The sequence below is a fragment of the Psychrosphaera sp. B3R10 genome (assembly GCF_018861025.1).
In the GTDB taxonomy this organism is placed as follows: Bacteria; Pseudomonadota; Gammaproteobacteria; order Enterobacterales; family Alteromonadaceae; genus Psychrosphaera; species Psychrosphaera algicola.
Genome location: NZ_JAHKQH010000016.1, coordinates 1 through 20,665, shown reverse-complemented (window position 1 = coordinate 20,665; position 20,665 = coordinate 1). Strand labels below are relative to the sequence as shown.

12 protein-coding genes are annotated in these 20,665 nt (G+C 40.1%); 5 read left to right on the top strand and 7 right to left on the bottom strand.

The features are described 5' to 3' along the window. Positions 1–13: 13 nt before the first annotated feature. Positions 14–2,914 (bottom strand): glycoside hydrolase family 2 TIM barrel-domain containing protein, encoded by a 2,901-nt coding sequence (locus KO525_RS05255; protein WP_215962748.1) that lies wholly within the window; start codon positions 2,912–2,914, stop codon positions 14–16. A 285-nt stretch (positions 2,915–3,199) separates the two neighbouring features. Here KO525_RS05255 and KO525_RS05250 point away from each other — a divergent pair, with 285 nt between their 5' ends. After that, positions 3,200–3,631: a hypothetical protein gene (locus KO525_RS05250; RefSeq protein WP_215962747.1), complete on the top strand. Its 432-nt coding sequence runs from the start codon at positions 3,200–3,202 to the stop codon at positions 3,629–3,631. A 120-nt stretch (positions 3,632–3,751) separates the two neighbouring features. On the opposite strand, the gene KO525_RS05245 is transcribed toward KO525_RS05250, so the two are convergent. From KO525_RS05245 to KO525_RS05235, 3 genes are all read right to left on the bottom strand, one after another. Beyond that, positions 3,752–4,684, bottom strand: coding sequence for a DMT family transporter (locus tag KO525_RS05245; protein ID WP_215962746.1), 933 nt, complete (start codon positions 4,682–4,684; stop codon positions 3,752–3,754). A 108-nt stretch (positions 4,685–4,792) separates the two neighbouring features. Further along, on the bottom strand, positions 4,793–5,500 hold the full coding sequence (locus KO525_RS05240) for an AraC family transcriptional regulator (RefSeq protein ID WP_215962745.1): 708 nt from the start codon (positions 5,498–5,500) through the stop codon (positions 4,793–4,795). Positions 5,501–5,733: 233 nt separating this feature from the next. After that, complete coding sequence (locus tag KO525_RS05235; protein WP_215962744.1) at positions 5,734–6,936, bottom strand: NnrS family protein; 1,203 nt, start codon at positions 6,934–6,936, stop codon at positions 5,734–5,736. A 61-nt stretch (positions 6,937–6,997) separates the two neighbouring features. Between KO525_RS05235 and KO525_RS05230 the strand changes: the two genes are divergently transcribed. Further along, positions 6,998–7,474 (top strand): Rrf2 family transcriptional regulator, encoded by a 477-nt coding sequence (locus KO525_RS05230; protein WP_252736754.1) that lies wholly within the window; start codon positions 6,998–7,000, stop codon positions 7,472–7,474. Positions 7,475–7,598: 124 nt separating this feature from the next. Beyond that, positions 7,599–9,380: a DUF4153 domain-containing protein gene (locus KO525_RS05225; protein ID WP_215962743.1), complete on the top strand. Its 1,782-nt coding sequence runs from the start codon at positions 7,599–7,601 to the stop codon at positions 9,378–9,380. 93 nt (positions 9,381–9,473) lie between these two features. On the opposite strand, the gene KO525_RS05220 is transcribed toward KO525_RS05225, so the two are convergent. From KO525_RS05220 to KO525_RS05210, 3 genes are all read right to left on the bottom strand, one after another. Then, the gene (locus KO525_RS05220; RefSeq protein WP_215962742.1) at positions 9,474–11,015 is read right to left on the bottom strand and encodes a GGDEF domain-containing protein; all 1,542 of its coding nucleotides are present in this window, start codon (positions 11,013–11,015) and stop codon (positions 9,474–9,476) included. A gap of 322 nt (positions 11,016–11,337) precedes the next feature. Beyond that, the gene (gene amt, locus KO525_RS19950; protein ID WP_215962741.1) at positions 11,338–14,781 is read right to left on the bottom strand and encodes an ammonium transporter; all 3,444 of its coding nucleotides are present in this window, start codon (positions 14,779–14,781) and stop codon (positions 11,338–11,340) included. Between the two features lie 311 nt (positions 14,782–15,092). Further along, entirely contained in the window at positions 15,093–15,725 is a 633-nt protein-coding gene (locus KO525_RS05210) for a TetR/AcrR family transcriptional regulator (RefSeq protein WP_215962740.1), read from the bottom strand. Positions 15,726–15,905: 180 nt separating this feature from the next. Here KO525_RS05210 and KO525_RS05205 point away from each other — a divergent pair, with 180 nt between their 5' ends. After that, on the top strand, positions 15,906–17,111 hold the full coding sequence (locus KO525_RS05205; RefSeq protein WP_215962739.1) for an efflux RND transporter periplasmic adaptor subunit: 1,206 nt from the start codon (positions 15,906–15,908) through the stop codon (positions 17,109–17,111). Positions 17,112–17,141: 30 nt separating this feature from the next. Continuing rightward, on the top strand, positions 17,142–20,315 hold the full coding sequence (locus tag KO525_RS05200) for an efflux RND transporter permease subunit (protein ID WP_215962738.1): 3,174 nt from the start codon (positions 17,142–17,144) through the stop codon (positions 20,313–20,315). Positions 20,316–20,665 lie beyond the last annotated feature (350 nt).

The following is a 20,665-nucleotide window of genomic DNA, read 5'->3' as shown; positions in this document are numbered from 1 at the left end:
ATTTGTGGGGATCCTACAGACTCTGACCCCATGAAGTCGGTGCGAAATCGGAAGTTCCGGTTGGTGTTGTCACACTGATGGAAATTTTGTCGATTTTGGTATCTACAAGGCCATCAATTAGCAAAAGGTCGACAGCACTAAACTTCAGTTTTTTAATAACTTCATGGTTATTGCCTTCGAGTTTAACTGTGTAATATTCAGCTTGAGGGTGGGGCGATATTACAAGCGCAACGGCGTTTTCACCAGCAAGTACACCTTTAAGTTCAGGAGGTTGTGGTTTGGTGTTTTTATCCGCGATGGTAAAATACAACCACTGGGACCAAACGGTTTTATCGCCTGACTCATTAACGCCACGCACACGAACTTTTTGTTTGATATTTGTAGGTAAGCCTCGTACTCGTGATGCGCCTTTCACTGTTGTGTTTTGACGTTTAATTATGTGTTCATCAGAAGCGCTGGCAACTTCTATATCCCAAGATGTCTGAAGTTCGCCACCAATAAAACCAACCATCAAATCGTTTGAAACAGGGATCGCGGCTTGGATGATTGGAGCCATTTCAGTTTTGGTTACTAAGGTATGAGTCGTGATCTTTGACTGTGTAGCGCCAACTGAATTTGTTGCTTTTAATCTAAACGTGTATGGCTGATTAGGTTTTAACCCTGATATTTCAAGAAAGGTCTCTTGTTTAGTGGTTACGTGAACAGTGCTTTCTTTTAGCTTCCCATCCAGCAAATTGCCATCTATTAAACTCAATTCGTATTGGTTAGCTCCGGATACATGGTCAAATATTACCCGAATCGAATTACTTGAGGCGATGATCTGGCGCACATATGGCGTACTAGGTTTGGCAACAGGTACGCGGGTAACATCTACTTCGTAGCCAGTGGGAGTTAATAGACTAACCCGTTCTGTAACTAGGTTTAGGCCATTTTTGTGCCATTGAATATTTATATTATATTGACCACTTCCGGGGATTATGTCTTGCAAATTTTCGACTTTTCCACCAACCACTTGGCCTTTTTTATCGATACCTTGCACCACTATTTTGTAGCCTTTTAAGGCGAATGCAGGTAATTCTTCGAGGGATTTGGCATTAAAGGTGACTTGGGTTCCTGTATCGGTTGAAACCGCTGTTAGCCCTTGTACGGCTGACATTGCTTTTTGCATCTGGAAGTATGCATTTTTTAAATCCCCCCAGGCATTTTGTAAACCCCAACCTCTGAAACCATTGGTCGATGTTCCTCTATAAGTCGAACGATAATCATTATATGCCCACACAGATGTGCCCATAACCCAGGGCTGTTTTTGGTATTTTTTAATAATACCATCAGCGCCAGTTGTGTGATTTAACCTTTCTCTAGAGGTAGGGTAGACAAATCCATCGGGGCTATATTCTGAGATGAAAACGGGCTTGTTTGGGAATGACTTATGGCTTTGCAGTGATTTTTTTTCGAAATTTTGATAACTGTTTCGGCTTACAAAATCCGTGTACTGTGATGCTTCGGCGGGAACAACGTCATTATTGGTTGAAAACGTTAGAAACCGAGTTGTGTCATGTTGATTGCGAATATAATCCATCATGGTACGAACAAACGTTCTGCCGGTATCATTGCTGCTTTTTATTTCGTTGGCGACCGACCATGCAAATATCGAGGCGTGATTCCAATCTCGTTGCAATAATTCATCGATATCTTTGTAGACTTGCGCGTTACTTGCGATAGACAGATCCGCTTTTTTTCCCCAAACGGGAACTTCGACCGTTAACAGCATGCCTTTTTCATCGGCATAATCGAGCAGTGCAGGGTGTTGCCCATAATGCATAATTCGAGATAAATTGGCCCCAGCCGCTTTCATTCGATCCATATCTCGACGGATAACATGCAGGGGTTCTACTGAACCATGTGCTCGGTCATCAGAAACTCGGTTATAACCGTTCAACCTTACCTTTTCACCATTTAATACGAAGTCAGTCCCACGCAGTTCAATTTTACGAATGCCTACGCGATCAGAGACTCTATAGTTGCCGGGGCTAATTTGTACATTACTGCGATATAAATTGGGGTGATCAAAATGCCAAAGTTTGTATTGACTGGCATTAAGTGTCGCGGAAAGGCTCAGGGAGCGTGTTTGGCCAGCGGGTATGTCTATTGAATTTGATTGGTCAAATTGAGTGGTAAACGGAACCGCAGTCGCTCTATTATCGTTAAGATCAGAGAAGTCACCAGATATTTGTACGGTGCGGTCCGTTTTTGACATGTTTTCAATTGTTACTTCGGTCTTGATGTGTGCCTGCCCACTAATTAAGTCAGGCTCAGCAACAAACTTTTGACGAACAATTCTCACCGCAGAATCGACAATTAAACTTACATCTCGGGTCAGACCTCCCCAATAATACCAAGCACCAACGCTATAGGTATTATCATTCCTAACCGCAATTGTATTGGTTTGTTGCAATAACTCAGTAACGTCAAACTCAAACGGGGTATAGCCGCCTTTATGATTACCAAGGAAATGACCATTAAACCACACATCGGTGTCGTAATAAGCGGCCTCAAACCTTAATAAGACACGTTCATCATCTGTATAACTCGGTTTGTTAACAGTGCGCCGATACCAAGCGTCACCGACATAATTGGCATAATTGTCGTATAAACTCCAACTGCCAGGTACGTCAATTGTGTCCCATTTTTTGTCATTAAACTTTTCGTTTTTAAATCCTAATGACACACCATTATTTTTAACATCCGTGGCAAATTTCCATTGCCCATTTAATGATATCGTTGTTCTCCCGTCGGTGACTTGATGTCCAGGGCCATCGACAATAAATTCGGCATGAGTCAAACATGAGAAGTACATTAGAGACAGTGAAAATAATGCCCAATATTTAGATCGGGTAGATAAAGATGAACTCATATTTTTGTCCTGATTTATTAACTGAACTTAGCGCTGAAGGTATTGTTAATCACTTTCTATGTTAAATTTTGGTGTCGTATTATATGTAACAATTACCAAGTGAAAAAACGTAATAATATCTCGTAAAGAAACATCAAATCCAAAAATACCTTCGCAGGTTGTTGCCTTTTGCCTAGATTAAGTTGCTAAACATCGGTGGTTTACAATGATATTTGTCAAAGCCAATGCAAGCTTTTAAAAAGCAACTAAACTTAATTTGAGTTAACTTACTTTAAAGGTGTCGCTATGCGTAAATCTATATGTAAAATCACAACTCTATGTCTGTCGATTGTATTCGCCAGTCCTGTCATCGCCGATTCTTTTTTTGACGTCTTTTTTGACGTAACTTATGACACAGCCAGTGAGGCGCCCCAACTGAAGGTCTCTAGTCGAGTCGTCACGCCTGGTTCAGGGGTTAAACCTGTTGAAACTAAAGTAGTATCGATGAGTTCGTCGTCCCACAGAGGCATGGAAGATGGAAGCATGAGCTATTCGTCTAGTGTCGCTGTTCGCAGTTGGCTTTCCAGTAGGGACGGTAAAACTAAACCAGTAGACTCATTTTTTGATGTTTATTATAAGTGTGTGACGCTCGAAAAAAGAGAAACGAAGTGTGTGATCACAAATACGGCGGCTAAAACAAAAGGAAAACACCGCGGTCATGTCACGGTATTAAAGTAATAGCGAACACGTTTAGAACGTAAAAGGTAACCATACCCAAATGTAAAGACAAGCGCTGGCAGACGCCGATATTATATTGCTGGCTGTCAGCGCTTATCCTTTTTGTTTTCACTATTGGCGTCAGGAATACAGGTTTTGAGCGTTCAATGTTTGGTGTTTTTTAGTTTTAAGAGTCTGCATTAATAAACACAAAGTGACTAAAAGCGCACCTATCCAGCCGATGGCGTTAAACTGCTCGCCTAAAATACTGACGGCCAATATTGTCGCGACTAAAGGTTCTATCAAAGTAATCAAGGTTGCTTTACTCGCATCAATAAAGGTTAATCCATACCCAAATAATACATATCCTAAAAACATTGGAATAATAGCCATATAAAGTGCAACTGAAATATTGGTTGCGCTGGCAAATAGGTTATCTCCGGTAAACCACAATGAAGGTAAAAGTACTAAAGAGGCAAGTCCAAATAGACCCGACATCGCCGATTGAGACTTTGCACCTGTTTCAATTAAACGTCTAGCTGCCCAAGAATAGCCTGCGTAAGTTAGACCGGCAATGCAACCCAATATTATCCCTATCAATTGACTAAAGTCACTTGTCTGCAAAGTCTCATTTTTTGCGCGGCCTAAGGTTAAAAGTGCGATGCCAACGGCTCCGACAATAAAGCTTATTAACCATTGTTTAGTGATATGTTTTTTACTTATCAGACGGTCTAATATAGCTGCAAAAAACGGAGCAGTTGCAATAGAAACAACGGTACCAATAGCAACGCCAGTCAGCCGCATCGACGTGTAAAAAGCCAACGGGTAAATTGCCACGCAGGCTGCACCAAAAAGTAATACGATAGGTTGATTAAACATCAGCTTAGCGTCAATTAAGAGGTTTTTGTGGGCATTAATGACAAGTAATAGGCCACCAATACCCATTGAAAAGGCGCCAATTGCTAAAGGACTAGTGTCTGGTGAATAGCTAGCGACCGTGCCCGTTGTGCCCCACAAAAAGCTGGCGATAATAATGGCTAAAATTCCAGTAAAGCTTGTGTGTTGTCTATTCACGTAATGACCTAAAAGTAATGAAAGTAAAAAAATACAGCACAAATCATAAGTCTGAATAAACCATTTGTTTTAACCATTCGGACGCATTGGTTAGCAATTACGACTTCGTTATTTTTTAAACTTGGTGGGGGACAAACCAAAGTATTGAGAAAATTTTCGGCTAAATGCTGACAGTTCATTGTAACCTACCATTTCACCAACAATTTGCATGGGGTAGTCGGTGTGAGTTAATAACGCCTGGGCTTTTTCCATTCGAACTTTAGTTACATAGTTCATTACGGTCATAGATGTTTGTTGTTTGAACAACTTTTTAAATTGGGTTTCACTTAAATAAGCGGTTTGCGCTAAACAGGTAATCGTGAGGGGGCTTGCAATGTTGTTAGTAATAAAAGCTATGGCTTTGTTAATACGGTTATCTAATTTCGGTAATAGAGTTTGTTGGGCGAGTAACAAGAAAAACATATCAGACATAGTCTGCTCTAATTGATTGTTAATTTTGTTTTCAAGCTGGCTTTCAATAAAACTTAAATATTTAACAAGTGGTGTACTAATTGCGAATACTTTAATTTGCGACGCTGCAATATTGTCTGGTAGTTGGTCGATATCTGCGACAACAAAACGGGCTTCAGAATTTGCGGTAAATAAATGCGATTCGTTAGCTTTAACCACAACACACTCACTAGGCGATACTTTGCCATTAAAGTGGCCTACGTCAATGCTAATCACGCCACGCAGTGGCAAAACCAATTGGTTAAATTGGTGAGTATGACGCACAGGTTTAGTACTGTAGGACCTTATTGAAAGGTGATTTTTCATAATGATAGAAAACGGTAAACGCAGCCTGATGATAGTTGAATTTCCATATTAAAAGATTGAGAACTAAAGTAAAACATTCGTTTTATAATTAACTATTTTAGAATGTATAGCCGTAACTAGAAGGGTATTTAGCCACATCTAGATCCGTGTTGAGAACATGCTGTTTAGCTATTTGCAGCTTATATTCTCTTTGATGACCGCTATTCTAGCATTATCCGGACGTTATCCTTTCATTATCCTGGGCGGCCGTCAGGTCGAGGACTAGTTAAAATTTTCCAGTAAAATATGACATAACACAGATAAGCTAAGATCCAACATCCTGCGGCAATGAGATAGATGTTTATACTAATGTTAGCTTGTAAATGCTGGGCACAAATTCGGCTTACTGCCGCAAAAATAATTAACATAAAAGCATACTTCATTACCCAGTGGGGCGTTAATGTTCTGCCGGTATGACCTAATGAAATTCTCGCTACCATCGCTAATATTATAGAGCTAATCGCACCTGCCGTTAATCCGTGTAAAGCGGTAGACGCTGTTATGTTTACGCCTGCTTTATGCAAGGCAAATAATCCAAAGCTAACGGGTATAAACCAATAAGATAAGTGTAATGACCAAACAAGAGGCGTACCCAAAGTTACCTGTGGTCGCCAACGCATTGCTCTAATTGCATGGCTACAGGCCGCAAAAACGAATACAAGTGCCGTGACCATGTTTGGTAAGGTTGAGGATAAATTGGTTAGATACAATAAAGCCAAAAATAACGTAGAACCAATTACTGCGGTTTCGAGATTGGCTAAATTAGGTACTTTTTCAGTCTGTGTACCATTAGCGGTAAACATAGGTAATACGCGGCCAGCAATAATTGTGATGATTAAGGTGATCGTCATTACGGTACTATGCGCTCCCCAAATGTAAAACGCTGGGTTCTGGTTTAATACGGATAAGTGAGTGAGCGAATTTCCTATGACCAAGAGCAGAAGCACCGGTAAAAATATCATGTTGCGGTATTGCTTCACTTTAAATACTAACTGGCCCATAAAGACGGCTGAAACTACTAAAAAGCTAATGTCGACTAGAGCTGTTAACCATGGAAAGGGCGATATATTGGTTAAGATCAAAATGCGACCTGCAAGCCATAATGTCACAAGAGCTGCTAGCGGCTTTCCATGTGTTGCACGTAATCCCGTCCAGTTTTGCACTGCTGTAAGTAAAAAGCCGACGATAATGGCGGCGACAAACCCAAACAACATTTCATGTGCATGCCAAAAAAGCGGTCCGCCATAAGGTGATAATGAAATATTTCCATTTAAAAACAATGCCCAAAGCGCCATTGAAACAATGGCAAATAAAGTCCCGATTAAAAATAACGGCCTAAACGCTTGTCGCCAAATCGCAGGGATGTTTTGTTCTACACTCAGATCAGAAATATTCATTGTTGCAGTCCAATTGATTTAAGATACATATAATATGTATCTTTTAAAAGGTGCATATTAAATGTATCATTTAATTGTGTCAATCATAGGGCAAATAAATCAAGGTCATTTAATGCAACTTACACGATATACAGATTATGGCTTACGAACTCTAATCTATCTGGCTTTGCTGCCCGCTGGACATAAGGCGAGCATCGATGAAATTAGTCAAACGTACGAGATTTCTCGAAATAATTTGAATAAAATTGTTCATCAATTAGGCAAAGCAAAAGTTATTCAAACACAAAGGGGAAAAGGCGGGGGCATGTTTTTAAACCAAGCTCCAGAGCAAATTAATATTGGTGATATGGTACTGTTATTAGAAAATACCATGCGCGTCGTGGAATGTGATAAACCGCCATGTTGTATTTCGCCTGCTTGTAAGCTTAAAGGAATATTTGCAGACGCCACGCAAGCCTTTGTGACCAGTTTACAGGCATATTATTTGTCTGATCTGTTACTTGAAGAGCAAAAGCCATTATTGCGAATTTTGGTGTAGAGGTCGTGCACTTATAGTCCTTCCCAAATTACGATGAACGATATAATGTGGTAAACATAGTTCCTAATAAAACCCCTTTTTAAACAAAGCCAATTTAGTTAAAAGTACACAAGGAGTTGTTAATATGACTAAAGAACATTCTTCATTTTCTGGCCATGATATTGCGGGAAATAGCCATTTAAAACAAGAAGAGACTGCCTATTACGGCGCTCAGCTATCTCGAATATCTATCGCTATTATTGCCTTGCTTCAGGGCCTTACACTGGCCTATTTATATAAAAGCGTTGATTTGGGCTTTTGGCCAGGCAGTGATTTAATCTGGCTTGTCGCTCTTGTGACATTTTTTATCAGTTTCCCAAGCTTGTTTTTATTAACGGCAAGTAAACACGACTACAAAGCCATTATTAAATATTTACTGCCTTTTACTCTATTTATCTCAGCGTTAGGGGCGTATACCAGTCATCAATATAGTGCCTTTCCTTCATTAGGTAGCAGTTTGTTTGTTTTTACATTTGCGATTCTGATAGCTTGCTTTAAAGCAATTATGTATATGAAATTATTGGTAAATAATCAAAGGGTAAATTACGAGTCTTTATTTTCTGCGTCGTGGCGTAATGCGATTATTTTTGTCCTTACTCTTATTTTCATGGCTATATTTTTTGGTATTTTGCATTTAGGTGCGGCACTGTTTGATTTACTCGGTATTAAGTTATTTAGCGAGTTGCTAATGGAAGAGTGGTTTTGGCTGCCCGTTCTTACACTCGCGTCGGCATTTGCCATCTATATTTTTCGTAAAATCGGTTACCTTACTGACAATATTTCCACCATTTTACAAACATTAATGACGTTTTTATTGCCGGTTTTAATTTTTGTTTCATTAGGTTTTTTGATTACTTTACCTTTTACTGGATTAGATAATCTATGGCAGACAAAGTCTGGCAGTTTCTTATTACTATGGCTTATTGCACTGAGTTTATTTTTTGTTAACGCCATTTACCATAAAGGGAACGACAACAAACCGTACCATTTTATAGTGCACCGTTTTATCTTGATAGGTGTGGCCATTTTACCGGTTTATTCGGTCATTTCGGTTTACGGAATAATAGTTCGAATTGACCAATATGGATTGACACCGGATCGGCTATGGGCATTAAGCGTTTGGTTTATTCTTAGTTGTTTTGTGGCCGGTTACTTCATTGGTATTGTTAGGTTGCGTGATAATTGGTTGGTTATTCAAAGCAAAGTAAACGTTGTAATGGGTTTGGTTGTACTTGCATTTGTATTATTGGTGAACTCTCCTTTATTAAACTTTAAAGCGATATCAAGCGATAGCCAAATGGCCAGATATTATAGCGGTGAAGTCCTATTAAAAGACCTCGACATTCGTTACTTTAGTCGTTCATTAGGTCGACCTGGTTATTTAGCCATGCAGCAGTTAAAAACAGAAATCACTCAATCCGACCCCGAAATTGCCGTCGTAATAGACAAACAATATCGCTATATTAAAAAGAGGGTAAGCAAAGACAACCGCAATAAAGTCGGCGAGGCAGAGCCAGAAGTCGAAATAGTATATTGGCCAAATAAGGATGCATTTAATCCAGATTTATTGGCTTATATCAACAATAAAGATAATTACTTTAACGGGTGGACTAACGTTGAATATCGTATTTCTATCGACTTGGATCAAGATGGCACACCGGAGATGCTGACCATTGGTGATCAAAATGGTTATTATCGAGGCAAAATTTGGACCAACACTGAGAAAGGTTGGGAAAATCGGATTATTCGAATCGACGTGCCAGACAATAAGGATTTAGCTTACAGCTTGCAAAATCTAGAAATACAGCTGTCAGAATCAAAATACAAAGTCATTAAACTCGACGGTATTCATATAGATGCCAATTGATGAACAAGCTTAATCTTGATGGGTATTCCGTTGCGATTGGATGCTTCCAACGAATTTATCGAAATTAAAGCTTAGCGCTTGGCATTATTGGTATCAACTAGCTGGCTCAAGTTGTTTAACAAATTCAAAGTCATTTTTTCCATGCTGTTTTATTTTATACATGGTGTGATCAGCTTGTTTAACAAGTTCTTCAGCATCTAAAGTGTGGTCAGGGTAAACCGATATACCAATACTGGCCGTGACTTTTGCTAACGCATCATTAAATTGATAAGGGGTAGACACCGATTTTACAATTTTATCGGCAATATTTGATATGATTTTTTGGTCATCGACATTGGTAAGAATAACCCAAAACTCGTCACCACCAACGCGTCCAACTGTGTCAACCTCCCTTACGACGGCCTGCAGTCGACTCGCTGTCTCTTTCAGAACTTTGTCGCCAGCATCATGTCCAAAGGTATCATTAATCGCTTTGAATCCATCTAGGTCGACAAACATCATTGCCACTTTGGTTTTATTACGCTTAGCAACAGAGAGTGCACTTGATAATCGGTCCATTGAAAGTCGCCTAGAAGGCAACCCCGTTAGAACATCATGGTAAGCTAGATGAAGGATGCGTGCTTCGGCTTCCTTTAATGCGGTTATATCTTCTTGCACAGCAACGTAGTGGCTAACTTGTCCATTATTTTGTTTTACAGGCGTTATCGTGGTGAGTTCCCAATAAACTTGGCCATTTTTTCTGCGATTTTGAAATTCACCACGCCATGTATTTCCTGTCTTAATTGTTTTCCATATATCTTTGTTCACTTTAGAAAGCGTGTTTTCAGCGCCTAATAACTTAGGCTTTTTACCAGTAATTTCACTCTCTAAGTAGCCAGTATTTTTTGAAAATGCGGAGTTAACATATTCGATAATTCCTTTGTTATCCGTGATCATTATCGAAGAAGCGGATTGGTCGACGGCAAGTGATACTATCTTAAACTTGGACTCTAAGCTGGTATAAACTAATAAAATTAACGTAATGGTAATTCCGGCTAACATAAAAATGCCGACTAAAAATACAATACTTGTGGAAATACTGTCTTGCATTAAAGAGGTGTTAAAGGGTAAAGCTAATGCAATTGCACCGCGCAAACTGTGGAACAGTCCAAACATGCCAAAGACTATCGCAACAGCGTATCCTGCTGTACGCCAAGGCGCGTTTTTTTCCTTCAATAAAGTGGTAACAATTGTAAAACAAGTAATGCCAAAGGCTGTTGAAAGTACAGCAATTCTTATATTTATATCAGGGCTTATATAATAAAAGTAATAAAAGAGCGCCATAGCAATTGGTGTGAGAGAATAATTGACCAACATTTTGGATGGGCGTTCGGTAAAGATACAAATCCCCCGTAGAAAAAGCACAAATCCAACAACAAAAAGCGTGTTGGCCAAAACAACAGAAATAAAATCCGGCAGTTTATAACGGCCAGATATGAATATGCTTCCTAGAGCAACACAAAACATCCCAGCAGCCCAATAGCCAGATCCATTTTGCTTTACCTGAGCTCGCCACAAGGCAAATAATGCACCTGAGGCAATCGTCGAGGTGAGCGCAGTTACAACGAGCAGAGTACGAATATCTAGAGCAAGCATTTGTATTTCATTTTAGTAATATATCCAATTTCACTGAGTGTAACTTGTATATAATAACGTAAAGTTTGACGTAGTTTTATAGATTAACGTAAGTTTTTGATTTGGTTTGTTATGCTATTTTTTCTAGTTTGATTTCTAATTGAAATTAAATGACTTTTTAATTTTAGGCAATTACCTATATTTGGATCGTGTTACCAAGCGTTGGATTGCTATTTTTATTCATTTTAATGACTTAATCTAACTTTAGGTTAATTCAGGCAAAGTACAAACTAAACCGCTAACCATTAGATGAAATTACATTAACGTGGTTGATAAATCCATGTCACTTTCCTATCTGATCTCGTCTTACAATATGCACTAAATTGTTTAAGGGTTCTGGTTTATGAAAATGGAAGCCTTGTAAGTAGTCGACACCGACATCTATTAGGTAATCTGCGATGGCTTCTGAGGTGACAAATTCAGCGACGGTTTCAATGCCTAGGGTCTTGCCAATGTCTGCCATAGACTTGACCATAGCCTGATCGAGCGGGTCGTTGTCTACGTTCCTGATAAAACTGCCATCAATCTTTAGATAATTGACGGGAAGGTTTTTGAGATAGTTAAAAGAAGATAAGCCCGCGCCAAAGTCGTCTAGTGCAAATTTAAATCCTTCAGCACGCAATCGTTCAATGAAAGCAGACGCCTTGGATATGCTTCCTATGGCGGCGGTTTCAGTTATTTCAAAGCAAATATCGGCTGGATTAATATTAAATTCCTTTTGATAAATTTCTATCTCTTCAATAATTTCGGTTTTATCTATGGATTTGCCGGACAAATTTATCGCGCATTTTATTTTATGGCCTGCCAGAGTTTTTCTTTGCTTATTTAGCCAGGCAAACGTGTGGCAAATGACCCAAGAGTCAATACGATGAATTAAACCATAACGTTCAGCCGCCGGTAAAAAGGCACTTGGCGGTATTATTAAGCCGTCAGCTTCTTTCATTCGGATTAGAATTTCAAAATGCAGAGGTGGTTTTTGCCCCTTTGTATGACTCGTCGACGGCGTAATGAGTTGGAAAAAGAGCTCAAACCCATTTTCTTGAATAACCGCTTCTTGTAATCGACCAGCCCAATGCGCGTCGCCGCTAATTTGTTCGATTTCAGCATCGGTTTTTTTAAATACAGAGACTTGGTTTTTACCGCGCTTTTTAGAGGTGTAACACGCAGAATCTGCTTGTATCAACACATCTTGTACATTAGTGGTTTGTGCATTTATTTCTGCAACACCAATACTCGTGGTGACACCAAACTCTTTTTTATCTTGTTTGTATTTGTACTGGGATATATTTAGTTTAATTTTTTCCGCAATGACTAAGCTTCGCTCAATTGGGCAGTCATTTAGTATAATGGCAAATTCATCCCCACCTAAACGCGCTAGCGTGTCTTGATGACGAATTGTCTCATTCATAATGCTACTGACTTCTTTTAATAACGTATCACCCGCGGCATGGCCGCAAATATCGTTAACAAACTTAAACTCATCTAAATCGATAAATATTAAACTATGTTCGACACCAGATTTAGGCTGGCTTTGCACGTCATCAACAATTTGTTGTAGGCGAATGTCAAACTCTCGGCGATTAAACAAGTCGGTAAGCGGGTCGTGGGTTGCCTGATGGTTTAATTTTGACTGTATTTGTTGAGACTGAGTGATGTCCTGGAACACAATAACAATGCCAGTTAGCTTATTTTCCTTATCAAAAATAGGGGAGGCGGTATAACGAATGGCGTATACATCGTCACTACGACTAAATAGCAATTGGCTTTTTTGAGTAATAATGGTTTTGCGATTTTGATTTATCTTTGTGATTAATTGATCGTTTGGATGATCAGTGATTTTATCAACAGCACAAAACACTCGATGTAGTGGTTTACCTATGGCGTCTTTGTCTAACCAGCCAGTGAGTTTGGCTGCGGTACGGTTAATGTACTGTACGTTGCCACTAGGTGAAGTTGAAATAACCCCGTCACCAATCGAATCTAGCGTTTTATTGGCTTTTTCTTTTTCTTGGAATAAATCGTTTTCGGCAATTTTTTGTAAAGTGATGTCGTGTACGAAACAAATGGTTTCATCTTCACTGTGGCTACTGGCAGACGCCGTCATATTAAGGAAGATCGGTTCTTTTGTTGTGGTAAGTTCACCTTCAACAAATATCTCTTCGATGGTGTCGAAAACGGCCACCCAGGGCAGATGGGTGATGTTAACCTGTTGTGGTAAAGCGAGAGCTTTTTGTGGGGTAATTAATTGTTCAAAGGGAATAGGGAAGTGATGGCTATCGGAGATACCAAAAATTGCTTTAGCAGCTGGATTTGCATTTATTACCTGAGCGTCTTTGTTTAAAGTAAGAATACCAGCTTGAACATCTTTAATAATGTTTTTGGTTTTTTGAACCGCATCTTCAGCGCGTTCCATTAATTGATTGTATTTTTGGGCTATTTGGCCTACTTCGGTAAACGGCTCAACAGGTAGACGCTTCGACAAATCTTCATCAACATTAGCGTCATTTACGGACAATAAGAAGTCAACTAAGTCTGTTCGAGCGTCATGCTCTGAAACGTTCAGCCCTACATATTCTTCCTCAGGCGTGACTCGTAGTCGATAAAATCGACTAATAAGTTTTAATAGCATCCAAGTAATAGAGAAGGTCCAAACCGCACAAATTAGTATGCCTATTAGTTGCGCTTGAAACTGCTCCGAGCGAGACAATCCGGTTCCTAATAACTCTAAGTCAGAAAATAGCGCAACAGCAATTGTGCCCCAAATGCCAGCAAATAGATGAGCCGGAATCGCATCAATGGCATCGTCTATTTTGTAATGAACTAACAAGGCCGAACCGTAATAGACGATAACGCCGCCTACGGCACCGATGACAATGGCCGCAGGTTGCCCGACGGCATGGCAGCCCGCCGTTATAGATACTAATCCCGCAATTATGCCATTTAATGGCGCAACGCTCGTTTGAACATTAGGGTTTTTCGCGAACGAGCTAAGTAAATAGCTGCTGATACCGCCGGCCATGGCCGCCATAATAGTATTTACAATAATAGTTGGCACTAAGTTGTTAAACTTTAAGGTACTTCCTGCGTTAAAACCGATCCAGCCAATAATAAACAAAATAATGGCTAAGGTAGCTAGGGTTAAGTTACTTGCTGAAATATGCTGACGGCCTTTTTCAAAAACTCCGGTTCTAGGCCCAATGATGATAACCGCGGCTAAAGATGCCCAACCGCCTAAACTGTGCACTACTGTGGAACCGGCGAAATCGACAAAACCTATGTTGCCTAAATAACCTTTATCTCCGCCTAAAGCTCCTCCCCAAGTCAGGTGGGTAAATATTGGGTAAATAAGGGATGCGACGATGACGGCAATAAACAAGTAGGCTAAAAACCGAGTTCGTTCTGCTACAGCGCCAGATACAATTGTAATAGCGGTGGCACAGAACATTGCTTGAAATAAGAAGAAACTGCCTAATTCAGGGGTGTTTTGATCTATAGTAACAAAAAAATAATTAGTGCCTAATGTGCCACCCCAGGAATCACCAAACGCAAGTCCAAATCCGATAGCCCACCACACCATAAAAGTGACAACCAGATCGGCTAAATTTTTCATAGCGACGTTAATAGAGTTTTTTGTTCTGGTAAGCCCAGATTCAAAACAGAGGAAACCTGCCTGCATGATAAGCACCAAAATGGTGCCGAACATTAACCATAATGTATCAATTGTCACTTTAACTCCTTTACGCTAATTAGGGCTTGAAATCTGATTAACTAAATGCAAGGCATTGATTTATAGGTATTTGTTATTTATTACAATAAATTTGAATATACTGGTTATTATAAATAACGTGTCACTGAACTTGTAAAGAGCAATAAACCTGCCACTTGCCTTTAGCTACGAATAGCATGGGGTCAGAGTTGCTGATTTAAAAAAGTGGCGTGTATTCATAAAGATATGACGGTAATTATAGCTAAGGTGGAGTTTCTGGCAACTTTCGGGAGCTCTTTAAATTCCCACTAAGGCAAGGGTATAGGAGCGCACTAATTTGTTGAACTAAAGCCTTTGGCAAACACACTACATACTTGTTCTACCATCACTGACAACTCTTCTTCTGTGCGTTCCGGTTGCCATTTAATTGCTCGTTCCCAATAAACCAATTGTTTTAAGCTACCATAAAACATAGTTGCCGCAGTTTTTGCGGGGATCCCCTCCAATGCGCCGGCTCGCTCGGCTGTGGAAAACCAGCCAGACATGCCTTTTTCGCAGTCTTTAAATTTTGAATTCACCTTATCCGCAGCTTCTTTAGAACGCATGGACTCAATGATCACGATACGTGACAGCGTTAAATAATCTTCATTATTGGTTAACTTAATTGCTTGGTAAGCGAGTTTTCTCAATTGCTCATACATAGGAATATCCATTTGATAGGGACATTCTGTTAGGCGACTAATTGTACCGAGTTGCAAATCTATAACGGCGTCAAACAATTCATCTTTGTTGGCGTAATTTTTATATAACGTTCGTTTTGAGACTTGAGCACGTTTGGCGATATGTTCCATGGTGGAGCCCAAAACACCAAATTTAGCAAATTCACTAATAGCGGCACACAAGATATCGTCTTGTTTAGAGTTACTTTTCTCCGGACAATTGCCTAGCGAATTGCATAAGGTCATAATTTTTCGCGCCTTTAAATAATAGTTACCGTTTCAATTAACATGCTAACGGACAATTTAATATTTTTTACAAACAAAGTAAACGATTGCGTGTACCTGTAATTATTTTTAGTATACACTATCGTTTACTTTTGCTTAACCCCTTATTTATAAACGTACTGAATTGAGTTTGGAACCAATATGCAAATTAAGAATATTCAAGTTTTACCCCTTTTAAAACTCCCTGTTTTAACAGTCATTTCTCTTATAATGGTTGGTTGCGGTGAAACACCTTCTGCCGGTGGCCATGGTGGAATGCCTCCTGCGAGTGTGCAGGTTATGTCGGCAACGACTCAGGACGTACCTTTTAATATTGAATTACCAGCGACGTTGTCTGGTTCAAAAGAAATTGAAGTACGTTCGCGTGTGGGTGGTATTTTAACATCGAGAAATTTTGATGAAGGCCAAACTGTAACAACAGGGCAGTCTTTGTTCACGGTCGATATTGAACCGTATCAATTGGCTGTGGCTCGCGCCGAAGCGTCTTTAGAAAGTGCCAAGGCAACGTTAAATAAAGCAAATAAAGATGTCGCTCGATTATCAAAATTAAAAAACACTATGTCTATTTCTCAAAGTGAATTAGATAGTGCCCAGGCCTCCGTTGAAGTCTCTGAAGCTGAAGTGAACAAAGCAAAAATCGAATTAAAACAAGCTAAATTGAATCTAGATTACGCTCAAGTTAAAGCGCCTATCGGTGGTGTAATGGGTCGAGAATTTGTGTCTGTAGGTACATTTGTATCAGGCCCAGAGCTCCTATTGAGCCAAATTACGCAACTTGACCCAATCCGTTTACGTTTTGGTTTGTCTGAGCGTGAACAACTCGCGATGCGTAAAGACCAAACTGCCGGCAGCCTAACGTTACCTGAAAATGGTCACTGGCAAGCAAGCATTAAACTACAAGATGGTTCTGCTTATGCTCATACTGGATCTGTTAACTTCAACGACATTCGTGTAAATCAAGCAACTGGCACAAGTGAATTACAAGCCATTATTCCTAATCCTGAATTTAGTTTACGACCGGGACAATTTGTACGGGTTTCGCTATCTGGTGCTATCCGTAAAAATGCTTACGTAGTGCCACAACGAGCCGTTTTAGACAACGGAACTGGCAAATTTGTATACCTGGCGGCTAAAGCAGAAAACGGCATGTTGATAGCGCAACCTGCACCTATTAAAGTTGGCGAGTGGGTACAACAAACGGTTGACGGGGAAATTAAAAACTTTTGGGTTGTCCGTTCTGGTTTGAAACAAGGTGACCAAGTGATAATTGATGGGATGGCACGTATTTTCTTCCCTGGTATGCCGGTCGCAATTGCTCAAGAAGCCGCACCAACAGCAACTAAATAAACGCAAAGTAAGTTAATAAAAGGACAGTTCATGTTTTCAAGATACTTTATTGACAGACCCATATTTGCGTTTGTCATTTCCATTGTCATTGTATTAGCAGGCTTAGCTTCAATGCGAAGCTTGCCTATTGCACAATACCCACAAATTTCGCCTCCGGTTGTAAATGTAACAGCAATGTACCCAGGTGCGTCTGCAGAAGTACTGTCGCAAACCGTTGCATCGCCGATCGAAAACGCTATTACTGGCGTTGAAGGCATGATGTATATGTCATCGACCTCTTCAAGTTCAGGCGTAGTAACTATTTCAGTTACATTTGAAATAGGCACAGACGTAGATAAAGCAACAGTAGATGTAAACAACCGAGTTAAACAGGTTGAAGCAAGGTTGCCAGAAGAAACTCGCAGACAGGGCGTTGTCGTTGAAAAGGCGTCTTCAAGCTTTTTGCAGATCCATGCTTTTTACTCACCAGATGGCAGTAAATCGAGTTTGTGGACGTCAAACTACGTGACGTTAAATATTCTAGACCGAGTTAAACGTATTCCTGGAACCACCAGTGTCCAAGTTTTTGGTGCCAAGGATTACGCAATGCGTATTTGGTTGCGTCCAGATATCATGAGCCAGTTAAAAGTGACTGTAGATGATGTTGCCGGTGCAATTAGAAGTCAAAATTCTCAATATGCCGCCGGTAAAATTGGTGCGACGCCTACGTCGAGTTCGCCACAGGAGTTAGTGTATAACGTAACTGCTCAGGGACGTCTGTCACAGCCTGAAGAATTTGAAAACATTATTATTAGAGCAAATCCTGATGGCAGCAGTTTACGATTAAAAGACGTTGCGCGTGTTGAATTAGGAGCCAAAGATTATAACTTTAAGGGAACATTTAATGGCAAAGAGGCCGTCTTATTAGGTGTATTCTTAAAACCTGGCTCAAATGCTTTGGATGTTGCAAGTGACGTAAATGATGTAATGGCTGAGGTTAAAGCTGCGTTTCCACAAGGTTTAAAACACTCAACCTCTTATGACACAACTCGTTTTGTAGAAGTTTCTATATCCGAGGTTGTAAAAACATTAGCAGAAGCCATGGTATTGGTATTTTTAGTTGTTTTCCTATTCTTACAAAACTGGCGAGCGACATTAATTCCAACATTGGCAGTACCTGTTTCATTGCTTGGCACATTTGCTGGCTTATATATGCTTGGATATTCAATCAATACGCTAACCTTATTTGGCATGGTGTTATCCATTGGTATTGTTGTCGACGACGCTATAGTTGTACTAGAAAACGTTGAACGTATCATGCACGAAGAAGGTGTTAGTGCGCGTGAAGCCGCAATTAAAGCAATGAAAGAAGTCAGTGGACCAGTTATCGCCATCGTTCTTGTGTTGTGTTCAGTTTTTGTTCCTATCGCATTTTTAGGTGGCTTAACGGGAGAATTGTTCCGTCAGTTCGCAATAACAATTTCAATATCGGTATTTTTGTCAGGTGTTGTGGCTTTGACCATGACGCCAGCACTTTGTGTTTTGATCTTAAAACAAGAACATAAACAAACGTCTGCTTTTTTCCTTTGGTTTAATCGCAAATTCACTGCAATCACAGGTAAATATGTAAGTACGGTTAGCTTTATGGTTCGACGTGGCTTTTTAGGTTTGGTACTTGTGGTCGGTATGATTGCAATTACTGGCGCGATGTGGAAAAACACACCAAGTTCATTAGTACCAGATGAAGACCAAGGATTTTATATATCAGCGGTATTTTTGCCAGATGGTGCATCATTGGCCCGCACAGAAGAAGTTGTTGGCGAAGTAATAGAGGCCGTACGCTCAAACCCTGCGAACTTAGACATTGTCGCGTTTACTGGTTTTGACTTCATCGGTGGTGGTTATAAAAATAATGCCGCAACGTTATTCGTTACCCAAAAAGATTGGAGCGAACGTGAACAAGACACCAACTCTTTGGTCGGCGAATTGTTTATGAAAACCGCACATATTAAAGAAGCCTTAGTTTTAGCGTTTAACCCACCTGCAATTATGGGGTTAGGCAATACTGGCGGCTTTGAAGTCTACCTACAAAGTAAAGGCAACAACAGTACCGAAGAGCTTAAACAAGGCATGCAGATCTTAATGGGGGCAGCGCAAAAAAGTCCAATATTAGGTGGCATACAAACGTTATGGCGTCCAAATGCTCCGCAACTTAGTGTTGATCTTGACCGCGAACAAGCTCGTGCAATGGGCATTAATATTAGTGATGCGTTTAGTGCGTTAGCGGGCAACTTAGGCACTTACTACGTAAATGACTTTAATAAGTTTGGTCGTGCATGGCAGGTCGTAATGTCTGCAGAAGCAGAGTTTAGAAACTCGCCTGAAGACATAGGCCGTATATATGTTAAGAGTCAATCTGGTGAAATGGTTCCTATCTCGGCTTTTGCTGATGTGAAGTTCAGTCGCGGGCCTGACAGTCAAGACCGATATAATAACTTACCAGCAGTTAAATTATTAGGTAGTGCCGCACCGGGTTATAGTTCTGGTCAAGCGATTGCTGAATTGGAACGCATTGCAAAAGAAGTATTACCACCAAACTTAACGTATGAATGGACGGGTGCCGCGTATCAAGAAAACCAAAGTTCGGGTACAACTGGTTTAGCTTTAGGCTTGGCTGTAATTATGGTGTTTTTAATACTGGCAGCACTTTATGAGCGTTGGTCATTACCAATTTCAGTATTGTTAGCTTTGCCTTTTGGTACATTTGGCGCACTCATTTCAGTTTGGATAGCAGGCCTAACAAATGACGTTTATTTCCAAATTGGCCTAGTTACCCTGTTGGGGTTAGCGAGTAAAAATGCCATATTGATTGTTGAATATGCCCTAATGAAACATCAAGAAGGCTGGAGCGCGAGTAGCGCGGCACTTGAAGCTGCACGATTACGTTTCAGACCTATCATTATGACATCACTTGCCTTTATCCTTGGTGTAGTGCCTTTAGTCTTCAGTTCTGGAGCTGGGGCAGGCGCACGTCATAGTGTAGGCACTGGGGTCATGGGCGGTATGATGGCTGCAACGTTCCTAGCTGTATTTTTTGTACCAATGTTCTTCTATTGGTTAACAGAACGTAAGCTAACAGAAAAACGTTCACGCCAAGAACTTGCAGATGAAATTGCGGAAAACCACAAAAAAGAACACGTAAAAACCCAAGAAGGTTTAGTGTAAGTAATCCTCATTTCAATTGTTAAAAAAGGAACCTAAAAGGTTCCTTTTTTATGTGCTGTGACCCATACTGGAGTAGTTTTAGTTTTAGTTTTAGTTTTAGTTTTAGTTTTAGTTTTAGTTTTAGACTGTTTTTATATACAGTATTGAATGTTTTTCCTCCTAAGTCAGAAAAAGAGGAAACTTTCCTCATTTCCACAAATTTACCAAAAGATTACAATCTCCCAAACATAAACGTTGCAAGCACCCCAAAGAATTTGCTACTAATAAATAAAATAAACACAGGGAAAATATTTTTTCAGGATATGAGGAAACTTTCCCCTGATTAAGCTGTTGGACCTGCCTCGCAAGCT

What these genes read in the sequence shown, in the direction of transcription:
- KO525_RS05225 (WP_215962743.1), top strand. Translation starts at nt 7,599, where the DNA reads ATGACTAAAGAACATTCTTCATTTTCTGGCCATGATATTGCGGGAAAT.
- KO525_RS05205 (WP_215962739.1), top strand. Translation starts at nt 15,906, where the DNA reads ATGCAAATTAAGAATATTCAAGTTTTACCCCTTTTAAAACTCCCTGTT.
- KO525_RS05230 (WP_252736754.1), top strand. Translation starts at nt 6,998, where the DNA reads ATGTATCATTTAATTGTGTCAATCATAGGGCAAATAAATCAAGGTCAT.
- KO525_RS05240 (WP_215962745.1), bottom strand. Translation starts at nt 5,500, where the DNA reads ATGAAAAATCACCTTTCAATAAGGTCCTACAGTACTAAACCTGTGCGT.
- KO525_RS05210 (WP_215962740.1), bottom strand. Translation starts at nt 15,725, where the DNA reads ATGACCTTATGCAATTCGCTAGGCAATTGTCCGGAGAAAAGTAACTCT.
- KO525_RS05250 (WP_215962747.1), top strand. Translation starts at nt 3,200, where the DNA reads ATGCGTAAATCTATATGTAAAATCACAACTCTATGTCTGTCGATTGTA.
- KO525_RS05255 (WP_215962748.1), bottom strand. Translation starts at nt 2,914, where the DNA reads ATGAGTTCATCTTTATCTACCCGATCTAAATATTGGGCATTATTTTCA.
- KO525_RS05220 (WP_215962742.1), bottom strand. Translation starts at nt 11,015, where the DNA reads ATGCTTGCTCTAGATATTCGTACTCTGCTCGTTGTAACTGCGCTCACC.
- KO525_RS05235 (WP_215962744.1), bottom strand. Translation starts at nt 6,936, where the DNA reads ATGAATATTTCTGATCTGAGTGTAGAACAAAACATCCCTGCGATTTGG.
- KO525_RS05200 (WP_215962738.1), top strand. Translation starts at nt 17,142, where the DNA reads ATGTTTTCAAGATACTTTATTGACAGACCCATATTTGCGTTTGTCATT.